Here is a 24,881-nt window from a genome sequence, read left to right as displayed (position 1 = left end):
TCTCAGTTAGCGAAAATGGCGACTTGGCAACACACCTGATGGTCGTGATTGCGAATCCCCAATTCCCAACGGCAAGGAACTTTTCAGATGCCGACGCGTAACCTCGATAAAATCTTTAAACCCAAAAGTGTCGCTGTCATCGGCGCCAGCAACCGTGACGAAAGTGTGGGCCAGCGAGCGCTGCGGAATTTGATAGCGGGGGAGTTCGCGGGGGATATCTACCCGGTCAATGCAAATTACAAGGAACTCGAGGGGCATCGCTGCTATCCCTCGCTAGGTGACGTTGTCGCCGATGGTGGTGCCAAAGTCGATCTTGCCATCATCTGCACGCCCGCGGCCAGCGTGCCCAACGTCGTGCAGCAGTGCGGTGAAGCGGGTGTGTTGGGAATCGTGATTCTGTCGGCCGGTTTTCGCGAAGTGGGCAGCCAGGGCGAACAAATCGAGGCCGAGATCCGAAAAACGGCCAAGTGCTTTGAAGGCATGCGAATCATTGGCCCCAACTCGCTCGGTTTGATGTCACCCTACCATCAACTGAACGCCAGTTTTGCTGCCGATGTTGCGACACGTGGACGGGTCGCGTTCATATCCCAGTCCGGAGCACTGTGCGCCTCGGTGCTCGATTGGGCGGCCAAAGAAGGCATTGGCTTTTCCCATTTTGTCTCCATTGGCAACATGCTGGATGTCGGTGTCGCCGACCTGATCGACTATCTCGCCCAGGATCGATGGACTGATTCGATCATTTTGTATGTGGAATCCATTCCGCACGCTCGCCAATTCATGTCCGCTGCTCGCGCATTCACGCGTAACAAGCCGATCATTGTGTACAAGGCTGGCCGTTTTGACGAATCACAAAAGGCGGCCGCGACACACACGGGTGCAATGATCGGATCGGACAACGCCTACGAAGCCGCACTGACTCGCGCCGGTGCCGTCCGCGTTTGGGAGCTGGCGGATCTATTCGATTGTGCTGAATTGCTGGCGGGTCAGGAAACGCCCGAGGGGCCTCGGCTTGCGATCGTCACGAATGCCGGCGGACCAGGAGTGATGGCAACCGATGCGCTGCTGCACCGCAATGGAACGCTGGCTGAGTTGAGCGAGACGAGTCTCGAGAAACTCGATGCTTTGTTGCCTGCGGCTTGGTCTCACGGAAACCCGATCGACGTTCTGAGTGACGCGGATGCTTCGCGTTTTGGCGATGCGGTCGCGGTTGCACTCGCTGACAAAAACGTCGATGGCGTGCTGGTGATTTTGGCGCCCCAGATCTGGACCCTGCCGCTGGACACCGCAAACGCTGTAATCGAAGCGGTCAAGCGATCACGCAAACCGGTGCTCACGACATGGTTGGGCGGGTTGCGAGTGCAAGCAGGGATCGAGCAATTGAGACAAGCCGGCGTTCCCACGTATGCGACGCCGGAAAAAGCGGTCGCGTCGTTCATGTACTTGGTCCAGTACGCTCGTAATCGAAGCATGTTGTACGAGACGCCTCGTTCAGTGCCGATTGGATTTCAGATCGATCGTGAGCGTTTGCAAACAATCTTCCGCGAGCGAACTGCGGCCTGTGATAGCGGGTCAAATGTTTATGAAACGCTGTCGGAAAATGATTCAAAAACGATGCTCGACGCGTACGGAATTCCGGTCTGCAAAACCATTCCTGCGGGTGACCAAGCAACGGCAATTCAGATTGCCGACCAGATCGGTTACCCGGTGGTAATGAAAATCCACTCACCTTCGATTGTGCATAAAAGTGATGTGGGTGGAGTTGCGTTAAATTTGATTGACCGCAATGCCGTGGCCAAGGCGTATGACCAAATCATGGCACAAGCCAAGCAACTGCGGCCTGACGCGAGGATCGAGGGAGTTACGATCCAACGAATGATGGTTGGCCCGTTGGGGCGAGAGCTATTTGTCGGCGCAAAGCAAGGGCCGGTGTTTGGCAGTGTGCTGATGGTAGGATTAGGAGGCACCGCGACCGAATTGCTGTGGGACCGAACCTTTGAGCTGCCGCCACTGAGCGAGCGACTGGCGCGGCGGATGCTCGAGTCGCTGCGTGCTTGGCCGCTGTTGGGTGCTTATCGGGGCCAAGCCCCCGTGGATCTCGATCGCTTGATCGAAGTGCTGATGCGGATCAGCTACCTGGTGGCCGATGCCCCGGAAATCATGGAATTGGACGTTAATCCGTTGTTGGCGACACCGACCGAAGTGATCGCGTTGGATGCGAGAATTGCGTTCCAGCGTGATGCCGTGTTGCATCCACGTTCGCCTTATTCCCACCTCGCGATTTGTCCCTACCCGACTCAGTACACTCGCCCCTTGAAACTTCCTGATGGCACCGATGTTTTGCTGCGAGCGATTCAGCCCGAAGACGAACCGATGTGGTGTGAATTGATTGCGGGCTGTTCGGCGGAGTCGATCCAAATGCGTTTCCGTTACATGTTTCGATCGGCGACGCACGACTTGGCTTCACGCTTCTGTTTCAACGATTACGATCGCGAGATTGCGATTGTGGCCGAGCTGGATCGCGACGGACGCAAGATGTTGGCCGGCGTTGGACGCTTAGTGGCCGATGCGGACCATCAAGACGCCGAATTTGCGGTTCTGGTGGGCGACGCTTGGCAAGGATGTGGCCTAGGTGCCGCATTGATGGACTACTGTTTGCAGATTGGCCAACAAATGCAATTGAAACGAATCGTTGCAGAAATTGCCCCGCAAAACCGCCGGATGCTGGACATGTTTACTAAACGAGGCTTTACACTTAATCGGCTCATCGCCTCGGACGTTGTGGTCGCCAAGAAAGAGCTGTAATTGTATCGCGTACTTTCGCCTATTGTAGAACCATTGTCTCAATTGTTCCGCCAACGCAATTGCCTCAAAAAAGAACAAACAATTGAGACAATTGTTCTACATCGCGACTCGCAAGCGATGTGTACATTGCAAAATTTTCGAAAGACGAACTTAGTTTTCTTCCATTAACGTCTCTAAGTGATTGCTGACGCTTTCGGCTAACGCGTGTGGGTTGTAGCCTCCCTCCAGAACGCTGACGATGCGTTCGCCAGTGTATTGTTTGGCAACCGCCATGATGTCTTCGGTGATCAAGGTAAAGTCTTCGCTTGACAGGCCGAGCGAACCAACGGGGTCGAGTCGATGGCTGTCGAACCCGGCACTGACCAATAGCAATTGTGGCGAAATTTTTTCCGCAAGACTAAACATTGCATCGCGGAACTTCTGACGCTGGATTTCGGGCGAGGTTCCAAATTCGATCGGCAAGTTGACGTTCATGCCAATCGCTTCGCCCAAGCCGGTTTCGTCCTCCGTTCCGCTGTAGGGATAAAGCGGGGATCGGTGCATCGACAGAAAACCGACTTGAGGATCCGCATAGAAGATATCTTGAGTCCCATTACCGTGGTGAACGTCAAAGTCCACGATCATGACCCGCTCGAGCCCCATGGTTTGGGTCGCCACCCGGGCGCCGATGGCGATGTTGTTGAACAAGCAGAATCCCATCGCTTGGTCGGACGTGGCATGATGGCCCGGAGGTCGGATCAGACAAAATGCGTTTTTGTCTTCGCCAAGAATCACACGCCGCACGGCATCGGCGACCGCACCGGCGCCCAGCGTCGCAACATCGTAGGACCGCGGGCTGACGACGGTGTCTTCGTCAATTGCCCCACCCCCACTTTCGGCTAAACTCCGAACCGCCTGAATATGGTTGGCGGTGTGCACTAGCCTGAGCTGTTCCATCGCCGCCGGCTCCCACGCGGGCCGCGTACAATGGGCATCGAGCCCTAAAAAACTCAACTGCCGCATTACCGCTGCGAGCCGTCCTGGATTCTCGGGATGCTCGCCGGTTTCGTGTTCCTGAAACAGATAGTCGTAATAAAGTAGTGTCATAAGCCTTAGGATCCCTTCGCGTGCACCCATTATGCACTGAGAATCTTTGGATTGTCACTTGGCTTACCAGTGATAGGTGAGTACACTTCGCACTGAAACCCCTGTGTTTCGTAAAGATTTACTGGGGATGATGGTCGAAAATAAGCGAGTAACGTTGATTTTTCGAGTGAGAGCGGAGTTTTATGATTCCGGGAGTCTTTCTTGAAACAGAAGCGTTTTTCGGCCAAACGGGATTTCTGATTGCAGAGTTGGACCCTCTTGCTACCCCGTAAAATGGGTGCCGGCACATTCGCCGCACAATATTGCTGCCAACTATCGGTTGTGTTAACCGCTCTGGAAAGCTGCCGGCGTCGACGATTCGGCGCTCCGGATTCTGTGACTTTCTTGTTTGTCCAGAGTTATCGCCCTCCCGGGCGGTCAAACGTTTCCAACTGTCTGTACTTTCGCGTTCCTGTTTTGGAAGTGGGGTTAAGACTCGCGGATTCTAACACAACGATTACTCCATCCCCCCCTTTTAGACCGACGCGGTTGCATCAAATGCCGAGTGTGGGTCGAGCCTGTTCCGCGACGTGTGGGTAGGCAGTGAGGCGTCGATGGATCCCCAAAAACAATCTTCCTAGGAAAACTTTTTTGAAGACTTTTGACGAACTCGATTTGATTGCTCCCCTGAAACGCGCAATTTCCGACGAGAAGTACACCACGCCAACCCCCATTCAAGCTCAAACCATTCCCGCAGCACTCGAAGGACGCGACGTCCTTGGCTGTGCCCAAACGGGTACTGGAAAAACGGCTGCGTTTGCTCTGCCGATTCTGAACCAGATCGGTGGCGAGCATCGCAAAGCGACTCCTAATCGACCTTTGGTCCTCGTGCTCGCTCCGACGCGTGAGCTTGCGATCCAAATCGGGGAAAGCTTTGCCACCTACGGCAAACATCTCCGTTTACGCCAAGTGTTGGTTTACGGTGGCGTTAGCCAAGGCAACCAAGTCCGCGCTCTGAACCGGGGTGCCCATATCTTGGTTGCTACTCCGGGTCGTTTGATTGATTTGATGGACCAAGGCCACATTGATCTTGGCCGGCTCGAAATGTTCGTACTCGACGAAGCCGACCGGATGCTCGACATGGGCTTTTTGCCCGCACTTCGCCGCATCATCAGCGAGCTGCCGCAGCGTCGCCAATCGCTGTTTTTCTCCGCTACAATGCCACCGAAGATCACCGATCTATCTCGAAGTTTGTTGCGTGACCCGGTCACCGTGAATGTGACGCCCAAGGTCACCAGCGTCGAACGCATTGCCCAACAACTGTACTTCGTCGAAAAGGGCGGAAAGCTGAACTTGTTGGAAAAGATTTTGGTCGACGAGAAAGCGGATCGTGCAATTGTCTTTACTCGCACGAAGCGTGGCGCAAACGTATTGGCGGAAAAATTGGATCGCAACGGATTCAAAGCGGTCGCTATTCACGGCAACAAATCACAGAGTGCTCGGCAACGTGCACTCGAAGCGTTCCGACGCAATAAGGTTCAAGTCCTTGTTGCGACCGACGTCGCGGCTCGCGGAATCGACATTGATGGCGTATCGCACGTGTTCAATTACGACATTCCCAACGAACCTGAAAGCTATGTTCACCGCATTGGGCGAACCGGGCGAGCAGGTGCTGAAGGGATCGCGATTTCATTCTGCAGTGATGCCGAACGAGGCGAACTGCGGGAAATCGAGAAATTTGTCGGTATAAAATTGCCGCTGGCACCTAACCAACCGCCACAGCAACCCCGCGATCCGAATGCGGCCAAGCCAAAACAGGGCGGCGGTGCACGCCGAGCACCCTATCGCGGTGGCGGCCGAACCAACCGCGGCAGTACCTACGGTGCTGCGGCCGGCAATGATGGAAGTCGCCGCCCAAGACGTAAACAACGCGCAAAACAAATTAACTAGGTTTTGCACAAAAGTCCGTCTAACGGCGGCACAAACTAGAAAAAACGAAGCGATTCGCCTTTAACTCGCGTGGTTAAGGCACTACGACAGAACGATCCCTTTTTGGAGAGAGACTATCGCAAAGAACCAAAATACCTTCGCTAAGCGACAACGCGAGATGGAAAAGAAGTACAAGGCTCAGGAAAAGCTGAACCGACGTGCACAGCGCAAGCTAGATCAGGAAAACGGCGTTGTTCCCGTCGTTGCAATTGACGAAGAATCCGAAGAAGATTTGGATAACGACGTTTAAAGTTCAACAACACACGAATTGTTTTGATATAATCGACCCCGCCTAAGGATGGTTTATTACCTACGAGGACGGAGTCGTTATCGTAGACCTCGGTGCAGTTCGATTCGCGAGAACGTTTCTCGTGACTGAAAACGGCACAATTGTTTTGAGAGTATTGGAAGAGAAGAGATGGCTGAAGGCAAAATCAAGCGAGTTACCGACAAGGGATTTGGTTTCATTGAAACTGACTCGGGTAGCGACATGTTCTTTCACAGTTCGGCACTGGAAGGAATCAACTATGACGACCTACGAGAAGGTCAACTCGTTTCGTACAACGTGGGCAGCGGACCGAAAGGCCCTCGTGCTGAAAACGTACAACTACTTGAAGACTAATTAATCGATCTAATCGATTTCTAACATAAGCACTGAGAGCCTTAAAACTCTCGGTGTTTTTTATGCGCTGATGTTTTTATCAGTGCTGTCGTCGGGGAAAAACGGCAAGCGTTTCTCCCACATCATTGCTCACGCATGATTGGGTCACACATGATTGGGACGCGAAAGCCTTGAGCGACTTTCGCTACATCCAGCTCAAAATCTCGACCAACATCGGGGCAAGAATCGTGATCAATACCAAGGCAACCGGATACGCCGCGACGTAACTGGTCACCGGCTGGCTTGATTCGGTCGCACCTGTCAAAACCGCCAGCCCAGGTGTCGAGGTCATCCCGCCGCATGTGGCTCCGAGATTCTGCAGCAGCGACAAACCAAAAACGAATCTCGCCATGCAATAGCCGACAAGCAACGGAAAGCAAACGATCGCGAGTGCCGCGAAACAGAGCACCAATCCATGTTCCGCTAGGACGGGGCCCACGTTTTTGCCCGCTTTGATTCCGGCATCCGCTAAAAACAGTGCCAACCCGGTTTCGGTCATCAACAACATTGCCGCAGGAGGAAAGTTGCCGCGAATCGGCCCGATCCTGCGAAAATGGCCTAGCAACAATCCGACCATCAGTGGACCTCCGGCGATCCCAAGTGAAATCGTGAGTCCCTCTAAATCCAATTCGGCATGCCCCACGAAAATTCCGATGGCGATTCCAATCACGACCGAAAGCAAGTCGGTCTCGTTTAGCGTACGAGGTCGATGCCCAACGATCGGCTCGATTTTGGCAAGGTTTGCAGGCTCACCGACCAACGTTAAACGATCGCCGAATAAAATTTGGGTTTGTGAGGAAGGGACAAATTCGATTTCATAACGGCGAATTCTCGCGACCGTGACGCCGTAGCGTGAGCGGAGCTTCAATGACTTAAGCGTATGCCCGTAGATCTCCGGCGAGGTGACCACGACGGTTTTGCGTTCGTGGTCTGCATCGAGCACGGCATTTTCCCCTTCATGCAACACCCCGAGCGTTTCGGCGACGCGAGCAATCTCGGAGTACTCGCCAAGCAGCATGACTCGATCACCGATGGCGAATTCATAACCGGGTGGCGTCGGTGTCCATCTCGACTCGACCAAGACCCGCGAAATTTGGCAACGGGAATCCGAGAGCACTTCGATTTGACTGGGCCGCTTCCCCACGATTCCGGGGTTCACGATTTCAACCAATCGACGCTGGATCGATGAATCTTGCGTCTCATTGGGATCACTGCTCGAGGGCGAGGGAGCAATGGACTCAGGCGAGGCCCATTTGAATGCGAGCTGCACAAATAAGACGACAGAAATGATTCCGATCGGGTAAGCGACCCCGAATCCGACCGCGACGGCTGAGGGATCCTCGACCGATTCACTGATCGCTCCGAGCGCCGGAGTGCTGGTCATCGCCCCGGCCATCAACCCGCCTGCCAATTCCGCGGGCAGGCCCAAAAGCTTGGCACAGCACCATGTTACCGTCACGCCGGTGGCGACAATCGTCGCGCCGAGACTCGCCATCACCTTGCCTCGCGATGCCAATCCACGAAAAAAGGTTGGCCCGGCAGAGATGCCGACACAGTAGACGAAAAGGGCTAAACCCAGCGTCCCGAAACCATCGGGGATTGTCCAGCCAAAGTGGCCAGCGAGCAAAGCGACAAACAGAATTGCCGAGGTTCCAAACGAGATCCCTAGAATTGACAAACGGCCAATAAACAGACCGGCCGCAATAAGACAAAGCAGAATAACAAGCGGGGACATTTGGGTGCCTTCCTAGCCGAAAACAAAATACAAATCAGCGGCTGTTTCTAACTGATTGATCGTTTTTTTGCGACGCCAAGAACATCGTCGGAAGGCTAGTCGCCCCAGTCCCCAACCCAAGGGTAGCGAACCGAACACGACTCAAACGACTTCTACCGCCTCAATCCAAGAATGTCGCAATTGTCGCAGCCAAAACATTCCCATGCCGACCTGACTTAACAATTGATGACGTTGACCGCTAAACCACCAAGGCTCGTCTCTTTGTATTTCGATTGCATGTCCACTCCGGTTTGCCGCATCGTCTCGATCACTTTGTCCAGCGAAACACAGTGTTCACCGTTCCCGTACAGCACCGCGAGCCGGGCAGCGTTGATCGCTTTGACGGCGCCCATCGCATTCCGTTCAATGCAGGGGACCTGGACCAACCCCGCGACAGGGTCGCAGGTCAGACCAAGATTGTGTTCCATGCCGATTTCCGCAGCGTTTTCGATTTGAGCCGGGGTCCCCCCCATCACGGCAGCCAATCCCGCAGCGGCCATCGAACAAGCAACGCCTACTTCGCCCTGGCATCCCATTTCCGCAGCCGACAGTGAAGCATTGCGTTTATAGAGCATGCCGATCGCCGACGCCGTTCTCAAAAATGTGTAAATCGCCTGTCGATCAACGCTGGGATCGAAGCGAGCGAAAAAGGCCAATACGGCCGGAATCACACCGGCCGCTCCGTTGGTCGGGGCCGTCACGACACGTCCTCCGGCGGCGTTTTCCTCGTTCACCGCGAGAGCAAACAGAGTCACCCAGTCGATGTGGACGAGAGGGTCGATGCCGCCCTTTGGCAACTCGAGCTGTCCCTCGACCGGCGAAATTCCCGACAATTTTTTGAAGATCCCCGGAGCCCGACGCCGAATGTTCAAACCGCCTGGCAAGATACCCTCATGTTGACATCCCATCTCGATGCTGTGATTCATCGCGTCCCAGATCTGATCCAGCTGGCGATCAATTTCCTCGGCACTGCGGAACGTCAGTTCGTTCTGTTGCACCAATTCGCTGATCGTCAGCTTGTGTTCGGCGCATTGACTGAGCAACTCGGCGGCGCTGCAAAACGAAAAAGGAGCATCGCGGTCACGGCTGAGCGGATTGGCCGCGTCGGCGATTTCATCATCCCCGACCACAAATCCGCCGCCAACCGACAGGTACGTTTTTTCCAATATCGTCTCGCCCGATCCTGTCATCGCTGTGCAACGAATCCCATTGGGATGCTCGGGAAGAAAGGTATCGCCATGAAACAGCAGGTCTCGCTCGATATCAAAATCTATCGAGTGTTTCCCCAGCCAAAGCAGAACGCGTTCGGATTGGATTTTGGCAAAACATGTGTCGATCGATTCGGGATCAACGCTGCGGGGATGTTCGCCGCACAGTCCGAGAACTGCCGCTCGGTCGGTGCGGTGCCCCTTTCCCGTCAATGCCAACGAACCATACAGATCGATGACAATACGAGCCACCGATTCCGCCTCACCGGTCTGGTCAAGCTCTTTGACGAAACGTTGAGTCGCAATCATCGGTCCCACAGTATGTGAACTGCTTGGGCCGATCCCAATTTTCAGTAAATCAAACAGACTGATCATCGTGCGTGTCCTTTACTCACAGATTAAACGTGTCGGCGAAATTAAGCAGGCATCAACGCAAAAGTCGCAGGCAGTCCATCAGAACCACAGAGAGCGGCCGGTTGAACGAGTGAACTGCTAACGCGTAAGCGGACGGGGACAAATGTCATCCGCAGCGATATCGCCCACGTTTTGCCCTTCAAAAACATCGTCGACTGATCAAGCACTCGACACGCTTCTATTCTAACATAACGGTTTTAATTAACTCTTGACTTCGAGGGCCTCCACATTGCACGTTGCATTGACTATCGCCGGTTCGGACCCTTCGGGTGGGGCGGGCTTGCAAGCGGATCTAAAGACGTTTCACGCCAATCGCGTTTACGGGACCAGTGTGGTGACCTTGTTGACGGTTCAAAACACACAAACCGTTGACGCCATCGAAATGATCAAGCCCGACTTTGTGCTGGCTCAGTTAGACGCCGTGCTCGACGACATACCGCCGACCGCTGCCAAGACAGGAGCCCTGGGAAACGCTGCGATGATCGAAGCGATCGCCGAGCGTGCCGCCTCGTTTCAATTTCCTTTGGTGGTCGATCCCGTCATGATCAGCAAACATCGCGTGCCGCTGTTGGACGATGATGCCGTCGATGTGCTCGGGCGACTTCTGCTGCCTCATGCGTTCCTGGTCACGCCTAATATGATGGAAGCCGCTCGGTTGGCAAACATCACGGTGGAAAACATCGAATCAATGGAAGCAGCCTGCAAGATCCTCCAAGCGATGGGTGCAAAAAATGTGTTGCTCAAAGGAGGGGAAATCGGAAAGGAATCAGTCGATTTGCTGTACACCGACGATCGTTTTCATCGCATCGGCGGCGAGCGAATCCCAACTCAGAACACCCATGGCAGCGGATGCGTTCTTTCCGCCGCAATCACCGCAAGTCTTGCCAAGAACAAACCCTTGATAGATGCGGTCGAGCACGCGAAGCGATTTATCATCGAGGCGATTCGCACAGCACCAAAGCTCGGCAAGGGATTGGGGCCACTCAATCTGATGTTGTGAGCATCTGATTGCTACAGAAAAATGGTTGTTGGACAATTCCCGCCGTTGCGAAGGATCTACGTTGGCCCAAGGTTTGCACAACCTTTCGTGTTAAGCAGGCCAATATGATTCATTCGACATAATGATCTGAGGCGACAGCGTTAGCCGCGGATATGTTCCCTATACTATTGACCGGCCCGCGGCTAACGCCGTCGGCTTGCTGTATGGTCGTCCTTTCAGCGGCAACTAGTGAACGACCTGCTTCACGTTCTTTCCAAATAGGTGTTTTTATATATGCAACGGAATCTTCAGCACGAATTGATGGATGATCCTCATCTGCCGCGGGACCAACACGAATTAGCTCTAAAGGGATTATCGCGTCTGAATCGCTACACGGGCGTCGCCGGATTGATGTATCGACATTTACGCCGACGTGTCGATGTGACAGCTCAGCGACCGCTGCGGATTCTGGATGTGGCCAGCGGTGCTGGCGATGTTCCGATTTATTGGGCAAAACGCGCCCGTCGCGATGGCATCGAGATGGAAATTACGATGCTCGACGTCAGCGAGGTCGCAGTGGATGCACAACAGCAACGCGCCGCCGAAGCAGGGGTAAACGTTCAATCGGTTCAAGCGGATTGCCTTGCCCATCCACTTCCTAGCAGTTTCGATGTCGTTACCAGTTCCTTGTTCATGCATCATTTGAACGATGAACAAGTCGCGACGATGTTGCGTTCGATGAAAGCCGCGACAGATGCGAGCATTCTGATTTGTGACTTGCATCGGTCTCGGATGAACCTTGCAATGGTCGCGTTTGCCGGCCGAGCTTTGTCGCGATCCCCGGTTGTTCACACCGATAGCGTGCTCAGCGTTCATGGGGCGTACACGCAAGCCGAGTTTCAAACACTAGCGCAACGTGTTCTCGGGGGGACGATTGAAATGCACCCTGCCTTCCCCTGCCGCTTCCTCGCGTCTTACGAAAAACCGGTGGCGAAACCGCTACCTGCAATCGTAAACGTCGCGATGGTGCCAACCGTTTCGAGTGTCGCGGTATGAACGGCGAAAAGACATTGGCGTCGTTGTCTCGTTCACCGGTTTTAGTCATCGGCAGTGGTGTGGCCGGCGCCGCTTGTGCCATCCGTTTGCGTTCGCTCGGCGTTGCAGTGGATTTGGTGGAAAAGACCACGTTTCCACGTGCGAAGGTGTGCGGATGCTGTATCGGTGAAGCGGGCTTGAATGCCTTTTCGAAACTGGGACTTCGGGATGAGGTGTTGGAACACGGGATGCCAACGCGGCGTTGGTGTGGTTCCCTCGCGGGTCGACGCATCGAGTTGTCGATCCCAGCCGGAGTGGCGATCTCTCGCGAAGTGTTGGATCCGCTGATGACGCAGGCCGCAGTTCGCTCCGGTGCCGCCGTGTCAATGAACTGTACTGCCACGATCAAAGGCAGTTCACACGATGTCGTTTCAGTTCAGCTCGATCAAAACGACACAACAACGATGCAAGACTATTCATGTGTGGTGGTGGCATCGGGACTTCGCTCCGGCAACTGCAGCGGTTTGTTGCCTTGGACCGAAGTCCCACATGGACCTTTTGGGATTTCAATGATGGCTTCGTCGGAGGATGTTGATCCCGGCGTCATCTATATGGCTTGCAATCAAGACGGTTACGTTGGACTCGTCAAACTTGCCGATGGACGTGTCGATGTAGCAGCGGCGCTTCAGTCGGGGCAATCCACTTTGACGAGTGGCGATCCGGTCACTCGGGTAAAGCGGATACTCGCGACGAGCCAATTTGCCTCGATCGAGCTTTCGGATTTGAGTCCCGTGATGACCACGCCGCCGCTACGTCGATCACGACGCGCCGGGCACGGTCGTGTTTTGGCGATCGGGGACGCGGCCGGTTACGTCGAACCCTTTACCGGTGAAGGGATGACGTGGGGCATGCAGGGGGGGATTGCCGCCGCAGAGTTGATCGCGTCGAAGCTTGCTGATTCAAGCGATGTCGGCGACGTATGGGACCAAAAACTCGCGGCCTTGCTGCGACGCCGAAAACGGACTTGCCGCTTCGTCACCACGGCGCTGCGTTCGCCGGCCGCGTGTCGCATCGCCGCCGGAACACTCCGCCTGTTTCCAAGTCTGGCGACCCCGCTGCTGCGAAGCATGAACAAAGCCTAGCGGGTCGCATTTGCCAGAACTCGCCGTGTCTGCCGCCCGCCGTAGCGAAACTCGCCAAGAGTTTCGCTACACATTTAACTTGGCCCCACCTGATCCTATCGCGATCCTCCCCCCGAAAGTTGGCGATCGAGCAGAGCAGCGTCCGTTAAAACCGCGTAAAACGCGATGTTTTCACTAGGGTTCTACACGCTGACGCCCGTTCTGACTAAGTTGTGGGCCTGTGAACGCACTATTGAAAACCTGTTAATTGAAGGCTGCAAAGCGAATGACGTCGTACGATGTATTGGGTGTAGGGAACGCACTGGTTGATGTCCAAGCACAAGTGGAAGATTCGATTCTGAGCGAATTGTCGATCGATAAGGGCATCATGACGCTCGTCGATGATCAACGACAAGCGAGTGTTTTGAGTCGGCTCGATGGACGACCTTTGAATCGTTGTGCAGGCGGTTCGGCTGCGAACACGATTGTCGCACTCGCTGAATTTGGCGGCACGGGCGCGTTTATCGCAAAAATTGGCGATGACGAAGTCGGCGAGTTCTTTATCAAGGACATGCGAGAATTGGGGGTCAAGATGGACGTCGAGCCCGCCAAAGGATCGCCCACCGGAACGTGTGCCGTATTGATCACCGACGACGCCCAACGTTCGATGATGACCAACCTTGGCGCTTCGGCAACGCTGCAATCGTCCGATATCGACGAGTCGCTGATCAAGGCGTCGAAGTACGTCTACATCGAAGGCTACTTGTTAACGGGCGAAACCACCAAAGCGGCGGCATACCGAGCGATGGACATCGCCAAACAGCACGGCGTGAAAGTCGCGTTCACGGCATCGGATCCTTTCTTGGTCAACATGATCCGCGACGAAATCTGGGACCTGATCACCGGGCCCGTCGATTTGTTCTTCTGCAATGAAGAAGAAGCAAAGAGTTTGACCGGAGAAGCGGACCCGATTGCTTGTGCTGCGAAGATTCATGACCACGCTGAAAACGTGGCATTGACCCTCGGCCCTAAGGGCTCGATTGTGATGCACGGTGGCGAAGCATTCCCGATCGAAGGCGTCGAAGTCAAAGCGATTGACACCACCGGAGCTGGCGACATGTACGCCGGTGCGCTCTTGTACGGCATCACCAACGGAATGACATGGCGGCAAGCAGGCCATCTGGCCTCGCAAGCATCCTCGCGAGTCGTATCCCAAATGGGCGCACGACTGGAACGAAAGTTTACGAAGGAAGAAATCCAATCGCTGAGCGACTTGGCCTAACGCGGTCACCCCGCCCGCGAAACTTTACCGCCGTACAATTTTCCGTCCCAAAATTTGCTGTATCGAAACTCGCCAAGAGTTTCGGCAGGTCAAGGGTGGGCCCTTAGGCAAGTCGTTCGGTATATACCGGTGAAACGTCGATCTTTTTGTGAGCCGACGGCGCTAGCCGCGGGCCCATCAATATTGCGGGAAACATGCCCGCGGCTAGCGTCGTCGGCTCAGATCATTATGTGGAATGACTCATATTGACCTGCGTAGGCACCGGGAAATGTGCAGGAACGCAAGACCCGCCCGCTCATGCGCGAGCGGCTCACAAAATTATTCTTTCGAGTTTGCTGCGGCAAGCGATTCGAGGTAATCCAACAACGAAGCCAACTCGTGCGTCGTGTAGTCTTTCATCACCCCTTCGGGCATGACCGAGATCGGCGACGTTTGACGCACTTCGATTTCGTCTTTCAAAATCGTCGTCTCTTTGCCTTGCTGGTCCCTAATCGTCACACGATCACTTTGCTCGTTGGTCACGAACCCCGTTAGAACCACACCGTCGAGTGTCAAAATCGAGTTGGTGACGAAACCTTGAGCGATCGTTTTGCTCGGTTCCAAAATTGCGGTCGCTAAATCGGGCCGTTTGTACGTCTTGGCAATGTTGCCCAGAAACGGGCCCTTTTGCACCTCATCCTCACTGATGGTATGGCACGCCACACAGTTCGCTTTCGTGAAGACTTGCTGGCCAACGGCAATATTCCCTTTCATCGCGACCGCTTGCTGGGCTGCTTGGCTTATTGTTAATGAACTAATCATTGCCGAATCATCTTTCGCGATCTCGGCGATCTGCATTTGTCTCACGATTGCCCTCGCCTTGTCAGCAATGGACGCGTTCGCGTCGGATCGAGCGGCGAGGATTTTGTCATCGAGGAAATGGTTCTCGATTTTTGCTGCCGCTTGCATCAACCGCACTCGGCGGCTGGAGTCTCGCCATGCCGATTCGAGCGATTGTTTGGCGAGCTCGCAATTCTCAGGACTCGCGTTTGTACTGGACGCTACAGCGATCAACGCTGCCTCGGCCCAGAATGCAGATTCTGGATCGGATGACGAGGCCACTTTGACAAGCGTCGATGTTTGGATGTCCAAACGCGGTGCACTGACAAATGCGTTCCGAGCCCGCACGAGCTCTTTCGCATGGTTGCTCGTCGATTCGACTTGACGCTGCAGCGTCACCAGGGCGGTGATCATCGACGGCGGCGCGGCGCGGTCATCCACGCTTGCCAGCACGTTGACGAGATCTGCCATCGTGGCGGCGGGCAAGTCGCTACGTTTCGCTGCAGCTACGAGCAATGCAATCGCGTCATGCGGCACATCTTTGGCAGCGATTAACTGGGTGACCAATTGGCCAATCAAGTTCGGGTCGTGTTTGGCCAGTTGGACCAAGCGGGTGAGTGAATCGCTCGATTCAATTCGGTTGCGGTTCATCAGCGAGATCAGCTTCGCGGCCGCGTCACCTGAGGCGTCGTCAAGTGCTTGCTTCAGCACCGCCGCGATCTTGTCGGTTTCGCTCCAAGGTGTTGGTTGGTAGTAAGGTCCTCGCGTGTCGGGACGGGTGCCCCACGAATCGCCATTCCATTGGCCCTCTTGGAAATGTAGTCGGCAAAGGGCTTCCAAAATTGATTCGCGTCGATCCGGAGCCGTTTCCCCAGCGAGCCGTTGGATCAAACCGTCGACCACCAACGGTTGGTGCATCATCGCCAAGCTGCGAAGCACAGGTTGTACCGCAACAGAATGATCGTCCAATGCAGCGAAGCACGCTGCGGACGCATTTCGCTTTGCCAGACTGCGAATCGCCAGATGCACGATCACGGGATCGGTACTGCCCAGTGATGCGATGCATTGCTGAATCGACGCGGGATCGGTTGCGTCGCCTTGCAGTGATTCGGCGATTTTTCGCTGCTCATTTCGTGTTGCGAGTCCACGCTGGATCAACTCACGATGAGCCGAGTTTCCTCGCCGCATCAATTCACGCTGGGCCTCCATTCGCCGCCGTGCACTCGGCGAGTTCATCACGTTGACCAATTCGTTATCGCTGGCGTTTGCAAAGTTTGGCAACGCCGCTGCTGTGAAGTTTTTGGGTTTAACGCAAACAATGTAGCCTACATCAGGGCCATTCCAATCAAACGTTGCTCCTCGCCAACTGGCGCAGTAAACGCGACTGTTGCCATCGACGTCGGCATCGGTGGGACGCGTCATGCGGATAAACGGCTCGGGCGATTTCGTCTCTTCGTAGGTGGCTCCCTTGGGGGTGACTGTATGTCGGTACAGGGCACCGGTGCCCCAATCCGCGGTAAACGGGGCGTGGTTCCAATCACCAAAACCGGGCTCATCGATGTAGACCGCTCCGCACCCGGAACCGCCACCGTAATCGGCCAACGGTTTGACACATTCATCGGGAAAGTTTTTGTAAAGACGCGGATAGCCATGGTCGTCGGTGCCGGTGAAGTGATGCAGACGAACGTCCCATCCGCCACCATCGTTGGTGTTATCGCGGGCGAACATTTCCATCTCGGGGCTGATCGCTACTTCGAGGATGTTACGGGTTCCGGTGGAATAGACTTCCAATCCAGTGCCATCGGGACGCACCCGGATCACTCCGCCGCCACGATGCGTCAACCGCCGGCCATCGGTACCTTCGGCGTCGATAAAGCCAAAGTCGCCGCCAGCGATGTAAAGCCATCCATCCACGCCCAGACTGACTCCGTTGGTGGTGTGATCGGCCGGCCGTTTTCCGTAATCAAACGCCAGATTTTTAACGAGCACTTTTTGCTCATCGGCTTCCCCATCCCCATCATGGTCAATGAACGCACTCAGGTGCGGCGGGTGCATCAAGTACAAACGGTCGTGGTCCCATACCAATCCACGCGGCGCATCGACTTCGCAGAACACCTTCGTTTCGTCGGCGCGGCCGTCGTTGTCGAGGTCACGCAATCGAATCACGCGGCCTCGACGAGGATTGCGGCCGAGGGAACCATTTCCATCCGAGCTAACGTACAAGGTGCCATCGACGTCGGCGGCAACAAAGACGGGATAGTTTACCGCCGGAGGAGCTGCAAATAGCGTCGCCTCGAAACCGTCGGGCACTTTCACGTCCGACAACAATGTCGCTTCTTGTTCCTCCGTCAGCTTTTGGATCGTTGGATAGACGTTGCCTTGTTTTGCATACGGATCGGGACTCAGCGGCACAAATTTTTTCTTCTCCGCGTCGGCAGGCCACAGCGGGCCAACACCCTCACCGCTCACTTTGACTTCGCGGATACTGCACCACCCAGCATTGCTTGAAATGCCGGTAATGCGGACAAACTTTGACGGCGAGTTTGCGATCAATGCCTGAGGTCCGTTGATTGCGGTGGATGCGCTGGATTGGTCCAAAAGCATTGACCATGACTTGCGGTCAACCGAGCCTTCGACTTTGTATTGATATGGTCGATCGGGGAACTCCCACACGATCGCGATCTCGCTAAGCACGCGTGGCTCGCCCAATTCGAGTTGCAACCACTGAGGATAGCTCGCTCCATCGGCACACCAACGCGTTTCTGTGTTTCCGTCGACTGCCAAGTAGGCATCTTGAGAAGTTTGAGTGGACGATGCTTTGGCTTTCACTAGCGTCGCGTCATCAGGCATGTCGCCCAAATTGACCGAGACCGGAGCTTTGAATTTTTCTTTGTCAATGAACGTGACTTTGTTTTCACCAGCGAACGGTTGCAGATACTCGGGTGTCAATTTTCCACACGCCCACAGCAACCCTCGCGTGACTAATTCCAAGTAACGTGGATCCTCGACCGTCTCGGTGTTGTGACCAATGGTGGTGCTAAAGCTCCGGGCCCCTTGCGTTTCGTTGGTCCACGCCACGACGGCTTGATCAACACGTTCACTGTCACCACCGCCAACGGCTTGTTTGCCGATTGCCAACGGATGAGCACCGAACAGCTTCACGTTGTTGTAAAGCTCTTCCTTGATCGTTGTCCAACTGCTTAACGTCTGGGTGATCGGATGCTTCGTGTCGACAAATTGAATCTCGATCGGTTCTTGCGGTCCATGACCACTCGACTGCAAACCAAGATGTTGGAACCACCCGTCGCTTCCGGTTCGGAAACTGTGCATGGCGCAATGCAGATGCACGGCGGGAATCGTTTGATGCGTTTGCACGATCCGATCGACGATCGCTTGATCCTTGATGTCTGCAGCGCACTCATCGTGAATGATCACGTCGTAGCGTTTCGCCCAATTCGGGTTCTCGTAGATCGGCAAAACCGGAGCGGTGGTGGAATTGTCGGTCCAGTAGACATCGACCTGGACATTGGCTCGCGACTGAATCCCCTTGCACAATGCCTCTTGTTGGTTGGCGTAATCGTGGCAACACCCTCCGGCGATTAAAAGGGCTCGAAGCGGCTTGGGAGCGGAGTCATCTGCAGAGCTTTGTCCAGCGGTCGCCACGAAAAATAGCGAGGCGATAACAGCCGAAAAACGATTGAATTTCATCGAACTCAGTGGTGGGAAAGAGAGCGGGGGCTGACAGAAAGGGGAGGGACACAGGTGAGCAATGCCGTTTTAAGCATGCACCGCGTTGAGACCGCGAAGACATGCGACCTAATTTCGCACTGGATCGACCAAGACATTGAGCCTTGAAAACAAGTGCCATGAGATAACGGGTGCTATCGCATCGGGACATTTTAGACAGGTGCCTAGTATACAAGACTGCTTGCTTGATGGAACGAAGCAGCAAGGGGAATTTCCGTTGTCCAGGCTGACGAGTAATTGCACTGGCGACCTGCCCCTGCGATACTCTCTACGAGTGCAAATCGGAACGGTCCGACGCACGCGTTCTCAATATCTCATCAACGCTCACCCCCTTGTCCTATGCCGATGGCACAATCGGAAAATGAACCGTCCGCATTCCGTTTTGGGGTGTTCGTCATCGGATTGCCGTTGTTGATCACGTGGTTCTGGCTAAGTGATTTAGGCGGCTACCCTTCCAATGACGATCCATTTTATGGTCGACCGGCACAGATATTGGCAGAAGAGTCTCGCTTTCAAGTCATACGACAAGGAGGCGACTTGTCCGCCAGTTCGTCGGCACATGTCGTCATCGGTGCCGCTGTTAGCAAGGTGATTGGCTACTCGTATCGTGCCTTGTTTCTAGCCGTGATCCTTCAACTTTGGATCGCAGCGGTCGCTGTCTACAAAATGGCTCGTGAAGCAAATTGCAGCGAGCGGTTTAGCCTTTTCTGGGCAGCAGTGTTTCTGTTCAATCCGCTTTGTTTCGGCCACGGATTCACCTTCATGACCGACGGGCCAGCGATGTGCTGGGGCATCTATGCGATTTATTGTTTTTCCCGAGGGCTCCGGCGCTCGTCTCTCGGTTGGCTCGCCGCTGGTTCCGTTGCAATCGGAGTTGCTTTCTGGATGCGGCAAACGCATGTCTTGTTGTGTGGAGTGCCGGTTGCAGCGATCGGATTACTGTGGCTTCGCGGTCAACTCACACTTTCGCTTTGGAAGGGTCTTGTCGCTTGCGTTTTGCCTGCGGCACTAGGTGTGTTGCTGTTTGAATCAGGGTGGATCGTTTTCGGTGACAAAGCACGCGTCGACACGATTTTCCCAGACACCTTCAATGCCAAGCAATGGATGATCAACACCTATGGCATGGCGATACTTGTGGGGTTTCTTTTACTGCCCGCTCTTCCATTGTGGGTCAACAGAACATTCTTTGTAAAGCGAGAACCACATTCATTCGAAAACCAACATCGAGTTGCTTCGCTCCTATTTGGTGGCCTCGTTGCGGTCGCACTGCTCGTGCCGTTTGTTGCCACACAAGGAAGAGCTTGCTTGACGAGTGCAACGGCAACATTCATTCAGAACGCACACCTTGGTCCGATTTTCTTGAGTGACTTTGAAATCCCCGAGCGATGGTGCGACATGGGAGGAGTGAGTTGGCCGATTGAGATTTGGAAATTTGTAACCGCGCTCTCAATTGCCAACACGGGACTTTTGGCAACATCGTTGTATCTGAGCATTGCTCGCTGGTTCTTGCCTACGTCCGAACCGACAAATGATCAATCGTCCACGGAGACCTTCGACGTGTCCGATGCAATTGTTTTTGGCTGCGTTGCGACTTCGATTGCCGTGATTGTGTTGGTATTGGGCGTCGCGACTGGGGTTCTGGACCGCTATTGGATGTTATTGCTGCCTCTTGTACTTGCGGTCGGTGCCGTGGCGATGGCACGTGAACCACGGCAACACAACCGGGTCGCCGGGGCGATTTCGGGTATACTGCTTATCTGTTTCCTGACAGTGTCCGTCGTATTTGTTCGTGACTATTTGGCATGGAATCAAACACGTTGGCAAACGTTCGAAGCGTTGCTCGACGAAGGTTATCTGCCCGAACAGATCGACGGAGGGCGCGACATGAATGCGTGGTATCGATCTGCCGAAGACGTCGACACGATGCCCCGTGAAGGTGACACAACGAGTTGGTGGAGTGGTCGGGCAATCATTGCAATGTCGATTGGACCACGAGACGGCTGGGAAGAAGTAGACAAAATCCGCTGGCGGGCTTGGGCGACAGGACGAGAACATTTTATCTTGCTGTTGCGAAAAACGTCCGAAGGGAAATCACTATCATCGAAGGAATCGCCTTGAGTGAAGGAAGATTAGTTGATTTGTCCGTCGTGATCCCTGTCTATCACGGTGCGGATTCGATTGCGTCGGTTGTTGACCGCTTGAGGGCGACGTTCGCAGATCAAAGCCTGCAGATTGTCTTGGTTAACGATGGTTCGAAAGACCATTCGGAACATGTTTGTGCCGAATTGGTGGATCGGTTTCCCGACCAGATTGTATTTGTGCAATTAGCACGCAATTTTGGCGAGCACAACGCGGTCATTTGCGGATTGAATCATGCCGATGGGCGCGCAGTCGCGATCATGGACGACGATGCGCAGAATCCGCCAGAAGAAATTCCGCGAATGTTGCAGTTCATGCAGGACGAAAACCTGGATGTGGTTTACGGGCGTTATGTCGATCGCAAACATAGCGGTTGGCGACAATGGGGCAGTTATTTCAATGATCGAATGGCAGTGCTGATGCTACGCAAGCCGAAAGATCTTTACCTATCCAGTTTTAAAGTTCTCAACGCGTTCTTGGTTGCTGAGATCGTCAAATATCGAGGCCCCTTCCCCTACATCGACGGACTGATTTGCCAATCGACATCGCGAATGGGGCAAGTCGATGTAAAGCATGATCATCGCGTGGCAGGCGAATCCGGATACACGATTCGCAAGCTTGTCTCGTTGTGGTTGAACATGTTTCTTGGCTTTTCAATATTGCCGCTGCGTCTCTCGATACTTTTGGGATTTTTTGCCTCGCTTGTCGGCGTCATTGCCTTGTTCGCGATCGTGATTGATAAAATTTGGATTAATCCCACAGTCACGGTCGGTATCCCAACCGTGATCGTATGCTTTGTGTTGTTCTCGGGCGTCCAGTTGATTGTTTTAGGGACAATCGGCGAGTATGTCGGGCGAGTTTTTCTGCACACCGGTGGTAGACCGATCTTCGTCGAACGCTACACAAAAAAAGCGTCTACAAAGTAATGAACGAGAATCAAGTATGAGCAACCCTTTTCAAGGCAAGCGTGTCTTAATCACCGGTGGGATCGGATTTCTAGGCAGCAACCTTGCTGAGGAATTGGCGAATCGCGGCGCCGAAGTCCTGCTGGTCGATTCGATGATTCCTCGGTACGGTGCGACACTCGACAATCTTGCCGAGTTTCGTGATCGTGTCGAAGTCAACTTTTCGGATCTACGCGATTCCTTCAGCACCAATTTCTTGGTACGAGGGCATGACTATATTTTCAGCTTGGCTGGCCAGGTCAGCCATCTCGAAAGCATGCACGATCCGCTCACCGATCTGGACATCAATTGTCGTTCTCAACTGTCTCTTTTGGAATCATGTCGACTCAACAATCCTGAGGCCGTGATTGTCTTTGCAGGCACTCGCCAGATTTATGGCAAGCCGCAGTTTCTGCCTGTAACCGAAGATCACCCGGTTGTTCCGGCCGATGCCAACGGCGTCAGTAACTTAGCGACGGAACATTACTTTTCGCTTTACCATCGGGTCTATAACATGCGCACGGTCAGCCTGCGGCTGACGAACACCTACGGCCCGCGCATGGACTTGGATAGCGGACAAAAGGGATTCATGGGGGTCTTCATCCGCCGCGCCTTGCGTGGCGAGATGATCCAATTGTTTGGCGATGGAGAACAGAAACGCGACTTTAACTACTGCACCGATGTAGTGGACGCTTTCCTAAGGGCCGCATCGACTGGAGATCACCTCTGGGGAAATTCTTATAATCTCGGCGACTCGAACAGCTATAGCCTGCGACACGTCGTCGAATTGCTGCAACAGCATGCAAAATTTGATTTCCGATGCGTCCCCTTTCCGGCCGATCGCAAAGCGATTGACATTGGTGATTACATTGCCGATTTCAGTCGTTTCAACGAAGCAACCGGTTGGACTCCGAATGTTTCGTTTGAAGAGGGGCTTGCGATGACGATGAAGTATTTCCGAACTCGGACGAAACGGTGGAGTAATGCTTGACCTCGTCCCCGCATTCGATTATCGCCGCGATTTGCAACGGTATCGAGTTGAAATTGATGAGGCGATCGCGAGAGTTATCGATTCAGGTTGGCTGATTCTTGGACCCGAGGTCGAAGCGTTCGAGCACGCGTTTGCCAACTCTGTAAATGTTAAACATGCCATCGGTGTTGCTTCGGGGACCGATGCTTTGATCCTCGCCTTACGAGCGGTGGGGGTGAAGGCGGGCGACGAAGTCATCACGGTTGCAAACACCGCAGTGCCAACGGTCTCGGCCATTCGAGCGATCGACGCTATACCACGTTTCGTCGATATCGACGCCTCGACGCTGCAGATGTCGACAACCGCTTTGCGTGCGGCAATGAGATCCGCTGTGCGATGTATCATTCCTGTTCATCTGCACGGACATCCTGCCGACATCGAGGCGATTGAATCGATCGCGGATGCACACGGGACCCCCGTCGTCAGCGATTGCGCACAAGCACATGGCGCGATGGTGGGCAATCAAAGTGTGGGACAATTTTCGTCAATTTGTTGCTACTCGTTTTATCCCACCAAGAATCTTGCCGCATTAGGGGATGGCGGTATCTGTGTGACCCGCAGTGACACATTGGCCGAAACACTTCGAGAACTGCGTCAGTATGGATTTCATAACGATCGCACGGCTCACCGCGAAGGCGTTTGCAGCCGACTCGATGAGTTGCAATCCGCAGTGCTCAGCGTTCGGCTTGCGCATTTCGAGGCGAACCAGCGACGACGAGATGAAATCGCGGATCATTATTTTGCCGGCCTTAGTGGCAGTGAGGTGCAACTGCCATCGCGTCGTCCCGGGATTCGGCACGCCTGGCATCAATTTGTTGTCCGGACGGTCGATCGACCTGCGTTGATTGCGAGACTGCAGGCCGCCAAAATCGGCTTTGGGATCCATTATCCACAACCAATTCATTTAATGCCCGCCTACCAGTTTTTGGGATATAAGAAAGGCGATCTATTGGAAACCGAGCGAGCTGCGGACGAGATTCTTTCGCTGCCGATGTTTCCAGGCCTACGTGACGATGAAGTGGAGCGTGTGATTGCTGCTGTGCGAGGCACGCGTTGACGCCATGAACCCTCGCGAATATGAAATCATGGCCCAAGTCGAAGCAGAACACTGGTGGTATCGATCGCTGCGCAATCGAATCGGGAATTCGATTGACGGCTACCGAGACCAACTACCGAATCAACCTCGCATTCTTGATGTCGGATGTGGTACAGGCGAAAACCTACGCTATCTCGCTGAGAAGTTGAATCCGAGCTATCTGGGTGGTTTCGATGTCTCGGAACAAGCGGTTGCGTACTCATCGCAAAAATGTCCGGCAGCGGATGTTTACCTAGGCGATCTTCGCAACGTCGCACTGCATCACGACACGTACGATATTGTGATCAGTTGCGATGTGCTTTATATACCTGGGATCGCCGCATCATTGGACGGCCTGCGACGCATCGTCGATCGCATGAGTCCATCGGGAATTTTCATCGTTAATTTGCCAGCTTACAATTGGCTTCGCAGTGATCACGACCTGGCAATCCAAACAAAAGAGCGATACGTTGCGTCTGAGGTACGCGGGCTGATGGAAGACCTTGGACTGCAAACGCGACAGCTCACCTACCGATTGTGTTTGCTTTTTCCATTGGTCGTAGCCAGTCGTTTGCCGTCAATGGTGTGGCGAAACAAAGACCCAGCGAATGCCACTTCGGCGCTGCGTCAGCCAAGCAAGGTGTCCAACGTTATGTTGGGCAGCGTGATGAAATTGGAAAATCGTCTTATTTCCTCTGGATTCTCGCTGCCTTGGGGAAGCAGCGTCTTCGCCATCGGACAGAAAAGGCAATGAATCGTTCTCTGGCGTGGGCAATCACTTCGTCGAGTTTTCTCGA

The 24,881-nt window shown here is 54.2% G+C and carries 17 protein-coding genes; 13 read left to right on the top strand and 4 right to left on the bottom strand.

All coding sequences use genetic code 11. The annotated features are described in order from the left end of the window. The first annotated feature begins 87 nt into the window (after positions 1-87). Complete coding sequence (locus SH528x_RS11560; protein WP_442510675.1) at positions 88-2,802, top strand: bifunctional acetate--CoA ligase family protein/GNAT family N-acetyltransferase; 2,715 nt, start codon at positions 88-90, stop codon at positions 2,800-2,802. Positions 2,803-2,952: 150 nt separating this feature from the next. On the opposite strand, the gene SH528x_RS11555 is transcribed toward SH528x_RS11560, so the two are convergent. Beyond that, a complete protein-coding gene (locus tag SH528x_RS11555; protein WP_442510674.1) occupies positions 2,953-3,888 on the bottom strand; it encodes a histone deacetylase family protein in 936 nt (311 codons plus the stop codon). Between the two features lie 630 nt (positions 3,889-4,518). Between SH528x_RS11555 and SH528x_RS11550 the strand changes: the two genes are divergently transcribed. The 3 genes from SH528x_RS11550 (at position 4,519) to SH528x_RS11540 (ending at position 6,478) form a co-directional block, all read left to right on the top strand. Then, complete coding sequence (locus SH528x_RS11550) at positions 4,519-5,817, top strand: DEAD/DEAH box helicase (protein ID WP_442510673.1); 1,299 nt, start codon at positions 4,519-4,521, stop codon at positions 5,815-5,817. A 157-nt stretch (positions 5,818-5,974) separates the two neighbouring features. Further along, positions 5,975-6,106, top strand: coding sequence for a hypothetical protein (locus tag SH528x_RS11545; protein WP_339941552.1), 132 nt, complete (start codon positions 5,975-5,977; stop codon positions 6,104-6,106). Positions 6,107-6,274: 168 nt separating this feature from the next. Continuing rightward, the gene (locus SH528x_RS11540) at positions 6,275-6,478 is read left to right on the top strand and encodes a cold-shock protein (RefSeq protein WP_442510672.1); all 204 of its coding nucleotides are present in this window, start codon (positions 6,275-6,277) and stop codon (positions 6,476-6,478) included. Between the two features lie 184 nt (positions 6,479-6,662). On the opposite strand, the gene SH528x_RS11535 is transcribed toward SH528x_RS11540, so the two are convergent. Next, the gene (locus tag SH528x_RS11535; protein ID WP_442510671.1) at positions 6,663-8,252 is read right to left on the bottom strand and encodes an aspartate:alanine exchanger family transporter; all 1,590 of its coding nucleotides are present in this window, start codon (positions 8,250-8,252) and stop codon (positions 6,663-6,665) included. A gap of 215 nt (positions 8,253-8,467) precedes the next feature. Continuing rightward, the gene (locus SH528x_RS11530; RefSeq protein WP_442510670.1) at positions 8,468-9,874 is read right to left on the bottom strand and encodes an L-serine ammonia-lyase; all 1,407 of its coding nucleotides are present in this window, start codon (positions 9,872-9,874) and stop codon (positions 8,468-8,470) included. A 268-nt stretch (positions 9,875-10,142) separates the two neighbouring features. Between SH528x_RS11530 and thiD the strand changes: the two genes are divergently transcribed. The 4 genes from thiD (at position 10,143) to SH528x_RS11510 (ending at position 14,330) form a co-directional block, all read left to right on the top strand. Beyond that, on the top strand, positions 10,143-10,913 hold the full coding sequence (gene thiD, locus SH528x_RS11525) for a bifunctional hydroxymethylpyrimidine kinase/phosphomethylpyrimidine kinase (protein ID WP_442510669.1): 771 nt from the start codon (positions 10,143-10,145) through the stop codon (positions 10,911-10,913). Positions 10,914-11,186: 273 nt separating this feature from the next. Beyond that, the gene (locus tag SH528x_RS11520; RefSeq protein WP_442510668.1) at positions 11,187-11,948 is read left to right on the top strand and encodes a methyltransferase domain-containing protein; all 762 of its coding nucleotides are present in this window, start codon (positions 11,187-11,189) and stop codon (positions 11,946-11,948) included. Further along, the gene (locus SH528x_RS11515) at positions 11,945-13,069 is read left to right on the top strand and encodes an NAD(P)/FAD-dependent oxidoreductase (protein WP_442510667.1); all 1,125 of its coding nucleotides are present in this window, start codon (positions 11,945-11,947) and stop codon (positions 13,067-13,069) included. The genes SH528x_RS11520 and SH528x_RS11515 overlap by 4 nt, the downstream gene beginning before the upstream one ends. 265 nt (positions 13,070-13,334) lie before the next feature. Beyond that, positions 13,335-14,330 (top strand): adenosine kinase, encoded by a 996-nt coding sequence (locus SH528x_RS11510; protein ID WP_442510666.1) that lies wholly within the window; start codon positions 13,335-13,337, stop codon positions 14,328-14,330. Positions 14,331-14,648: 318 nt separating this feature from the next. Here the strand turns inward: SH528x_RS11510 and SH528x_RS11505 are convergent, their stop codons facing one another. Then, entirely contained in the window at positions 14,649-18,857 is a 4,209-nt protein-coding gene (locus SH528x_RS11505; RefSeq protein ID WP_442510665.1) for a DUF7133 domain-containing protein, read from the bottom strand. 384 nt (positions 18,858-19,241) lie between these two features. Here SH528x_RS11505 and SH528x_RS11500 point away from each other — a divergent pair, with 384 nt between their 5' ends. From SH528x_RS11500 to SH528x_RS11480, 5 genes are read left to right on the top strand one after another with little or no spacing between them, the layout of a single operon-like run. After that, positions 19,242-21,014, top strand: coding sequence for an ArnT family glycosyltransferase (locus SH528x_RS11500; RefSeq protein WP_442510664.1), 1,773 nt, complete (start codon positions 19,242-19,244; stop codon positions 21,012-21,014). Further along, positions 21,011-21,961: a glycosyltransferase family 2 protein gene (locus SH528x_RS11495; RefSeq protein ID WP_442510663.1), complete on the top strand. Its 951-nt coding sequence runs from the start codon at positions 21,011-21,013 to the stop codon at positions 21,959-21,961. Before SH528x_RS11500 ends, SH528x_RS11495 begins: the two co-directional genes overlap by 4 nt. Positions 21,962-21,977: 16 nt before the next feature. After that, positions 21,978-22,970: an NAD-dependent epimerase/dehydratase family protein gene (locus SH528x_RS11490; RefSeq protein WP_442510662.1), complete on the top strand. Its 993-nt coding sequence runs from the start codon at positions 21,978-21,980 to the stop codon at positions 22,968-22,970. Then, positions 22,963-24,066 carry a DegT/DnrJ/EryC1/StrS family aminotransferase gene (locus SH528x_RS11485; RefSeq protein WP_442510661.1) on the top strand — a complete coding sequence of 368 codons (1,104 nt, stop codon included), beginning with the start codon at positions 22,963-22,965 and terminating at the stop codon, positions 24,064-24,066. Before SH528x_RS11490 ends, SH528x_RS11485 begins: the two co-directional genes overlap by 8 nt. A gap of 4 nt (positions 24,067-24,070) precedes the next feature. Continuing rightward, positions 24,071-24,838, top strand: coding sequence for a class I SAM-dependent methyltransferase (locus SH528x_RS11480; protein WP_442510660.1), 768 nt, complete (start codon positions 24,071-24,073; stop codon positions 24,836-24,838). Positions 24,839-24,881 lie beyond the last annotated feature (43 nt).

Source organism: Novipirellula methanifontis (assembly GCF_052161655.1).
Classification (GTDB): domain Bacteria; phylum Planctomycetota; class Planctomycetia; order Pirellulales; family Pirellulaceae; genus Novipirellula.
Note: the sequence above shows the minus strand (reverse complement) of the source record. Positions and strands in the feature narration are given on the sequence as shown.

Bases quoted from the DNA above. Each gene is read 5' to 3' on its own strand.
- SH528x_RS11555 (WP_442510674.1), bottom strand. From the start codon at position 3,888: ATGACACTACTTTATTACGACTATCTGTTTCAGGAACACGAAACCGGC.
- SH528x_RS11535 (WP_442510671.1), bottom strand. From the start codon at position 8,252: ATGTCCCCGCTTGTTATTCTGCTTTGTCTTATTGCGGCCGGTCTGTTT.
- SH528x_RS11490 (WP_442510662.1), top strand. From the start codon at position 21,978: ATGAGCAACCCTTTTCAAGGCAAGCGTGTCTTAATCACCGGTGGGATC.
- SH528x_RS11505 (WP_442510665.1), bottom strand. From the start codon at position 18,857: ATGAAATTCAATCGTTTTTCGGCTGTTATCGCCTCGCTATTTTTCGTG.
- SH528x_RS11560 (WP_442510675.1), top strand. From the start codon at position 88: ATGCCGACGCGTAACCTCGATAAAATCTTTAAACCCAAAAGTGTCGCT.
- SH528x_RS11540 (WP_442510672.1), top strand. From the start codon at position 6,275: ATGGCTGAAGGCAAAATCAAGCGAGTTACCGACAAGGGATTTGGTTTC.
- SH528x_RS11530 (WP_442510670.1), bottom strand. From the start codon at position 9,874: ATGATCAGTCTGTTTGATTTACTGAAAATTGGGATCGGCCCAAGCAGT.
- SH528x_RS11510 (WP_442510666.1), top strand. From the start codon at position 13,335: ATGACGTCGTACGATGTATTGGGTGTAGGGAACGCACTGGTTGATGTC.
- SH528x_RS11480 (WP_442510660.1), top strand. From the start codon at position 24,071: ATGAACCCTCGCGAATATGAAATCATGGCCCAAGTCGAAGCAGAACAC.
- SH528x_RS11485 (WP_442510661.1), top strand. From the start codon at position 22,963: ATGCTTGACCTCGTCCCCGCATTCGATTATCGCCGCGATTTGCAACGG.
- SH528x_RS11545 (WP_339941552.1), top strand. From the start codon at position 5,975: ATGGAAAAGAAGTACAAGGCTCAGGAAAAGCTGAACCGACGTGCACAG.
- SH528x_RS11500 (WP_442510664.1), top strand. From the start codon at position 19,242: ATGGCACAATCGGAAAATGAACCGTCCGCATTCCGTTTTGGGGTGTTC.
- SH528x_RS11520 (WP_442510668.1), top strand. From the start codon at position 11,187: ATGCAACGGAATCTTCAGCACGAATTGATGGATGATCCTCATCTGCCG.
- SH528x_RS11515 (WP_442510667.1), top strand. From the start codon at position 11,945: ATGAACGGCGAAAAGACATTGGCGTCGTTGTCTCGTTCACCGGTTTTA.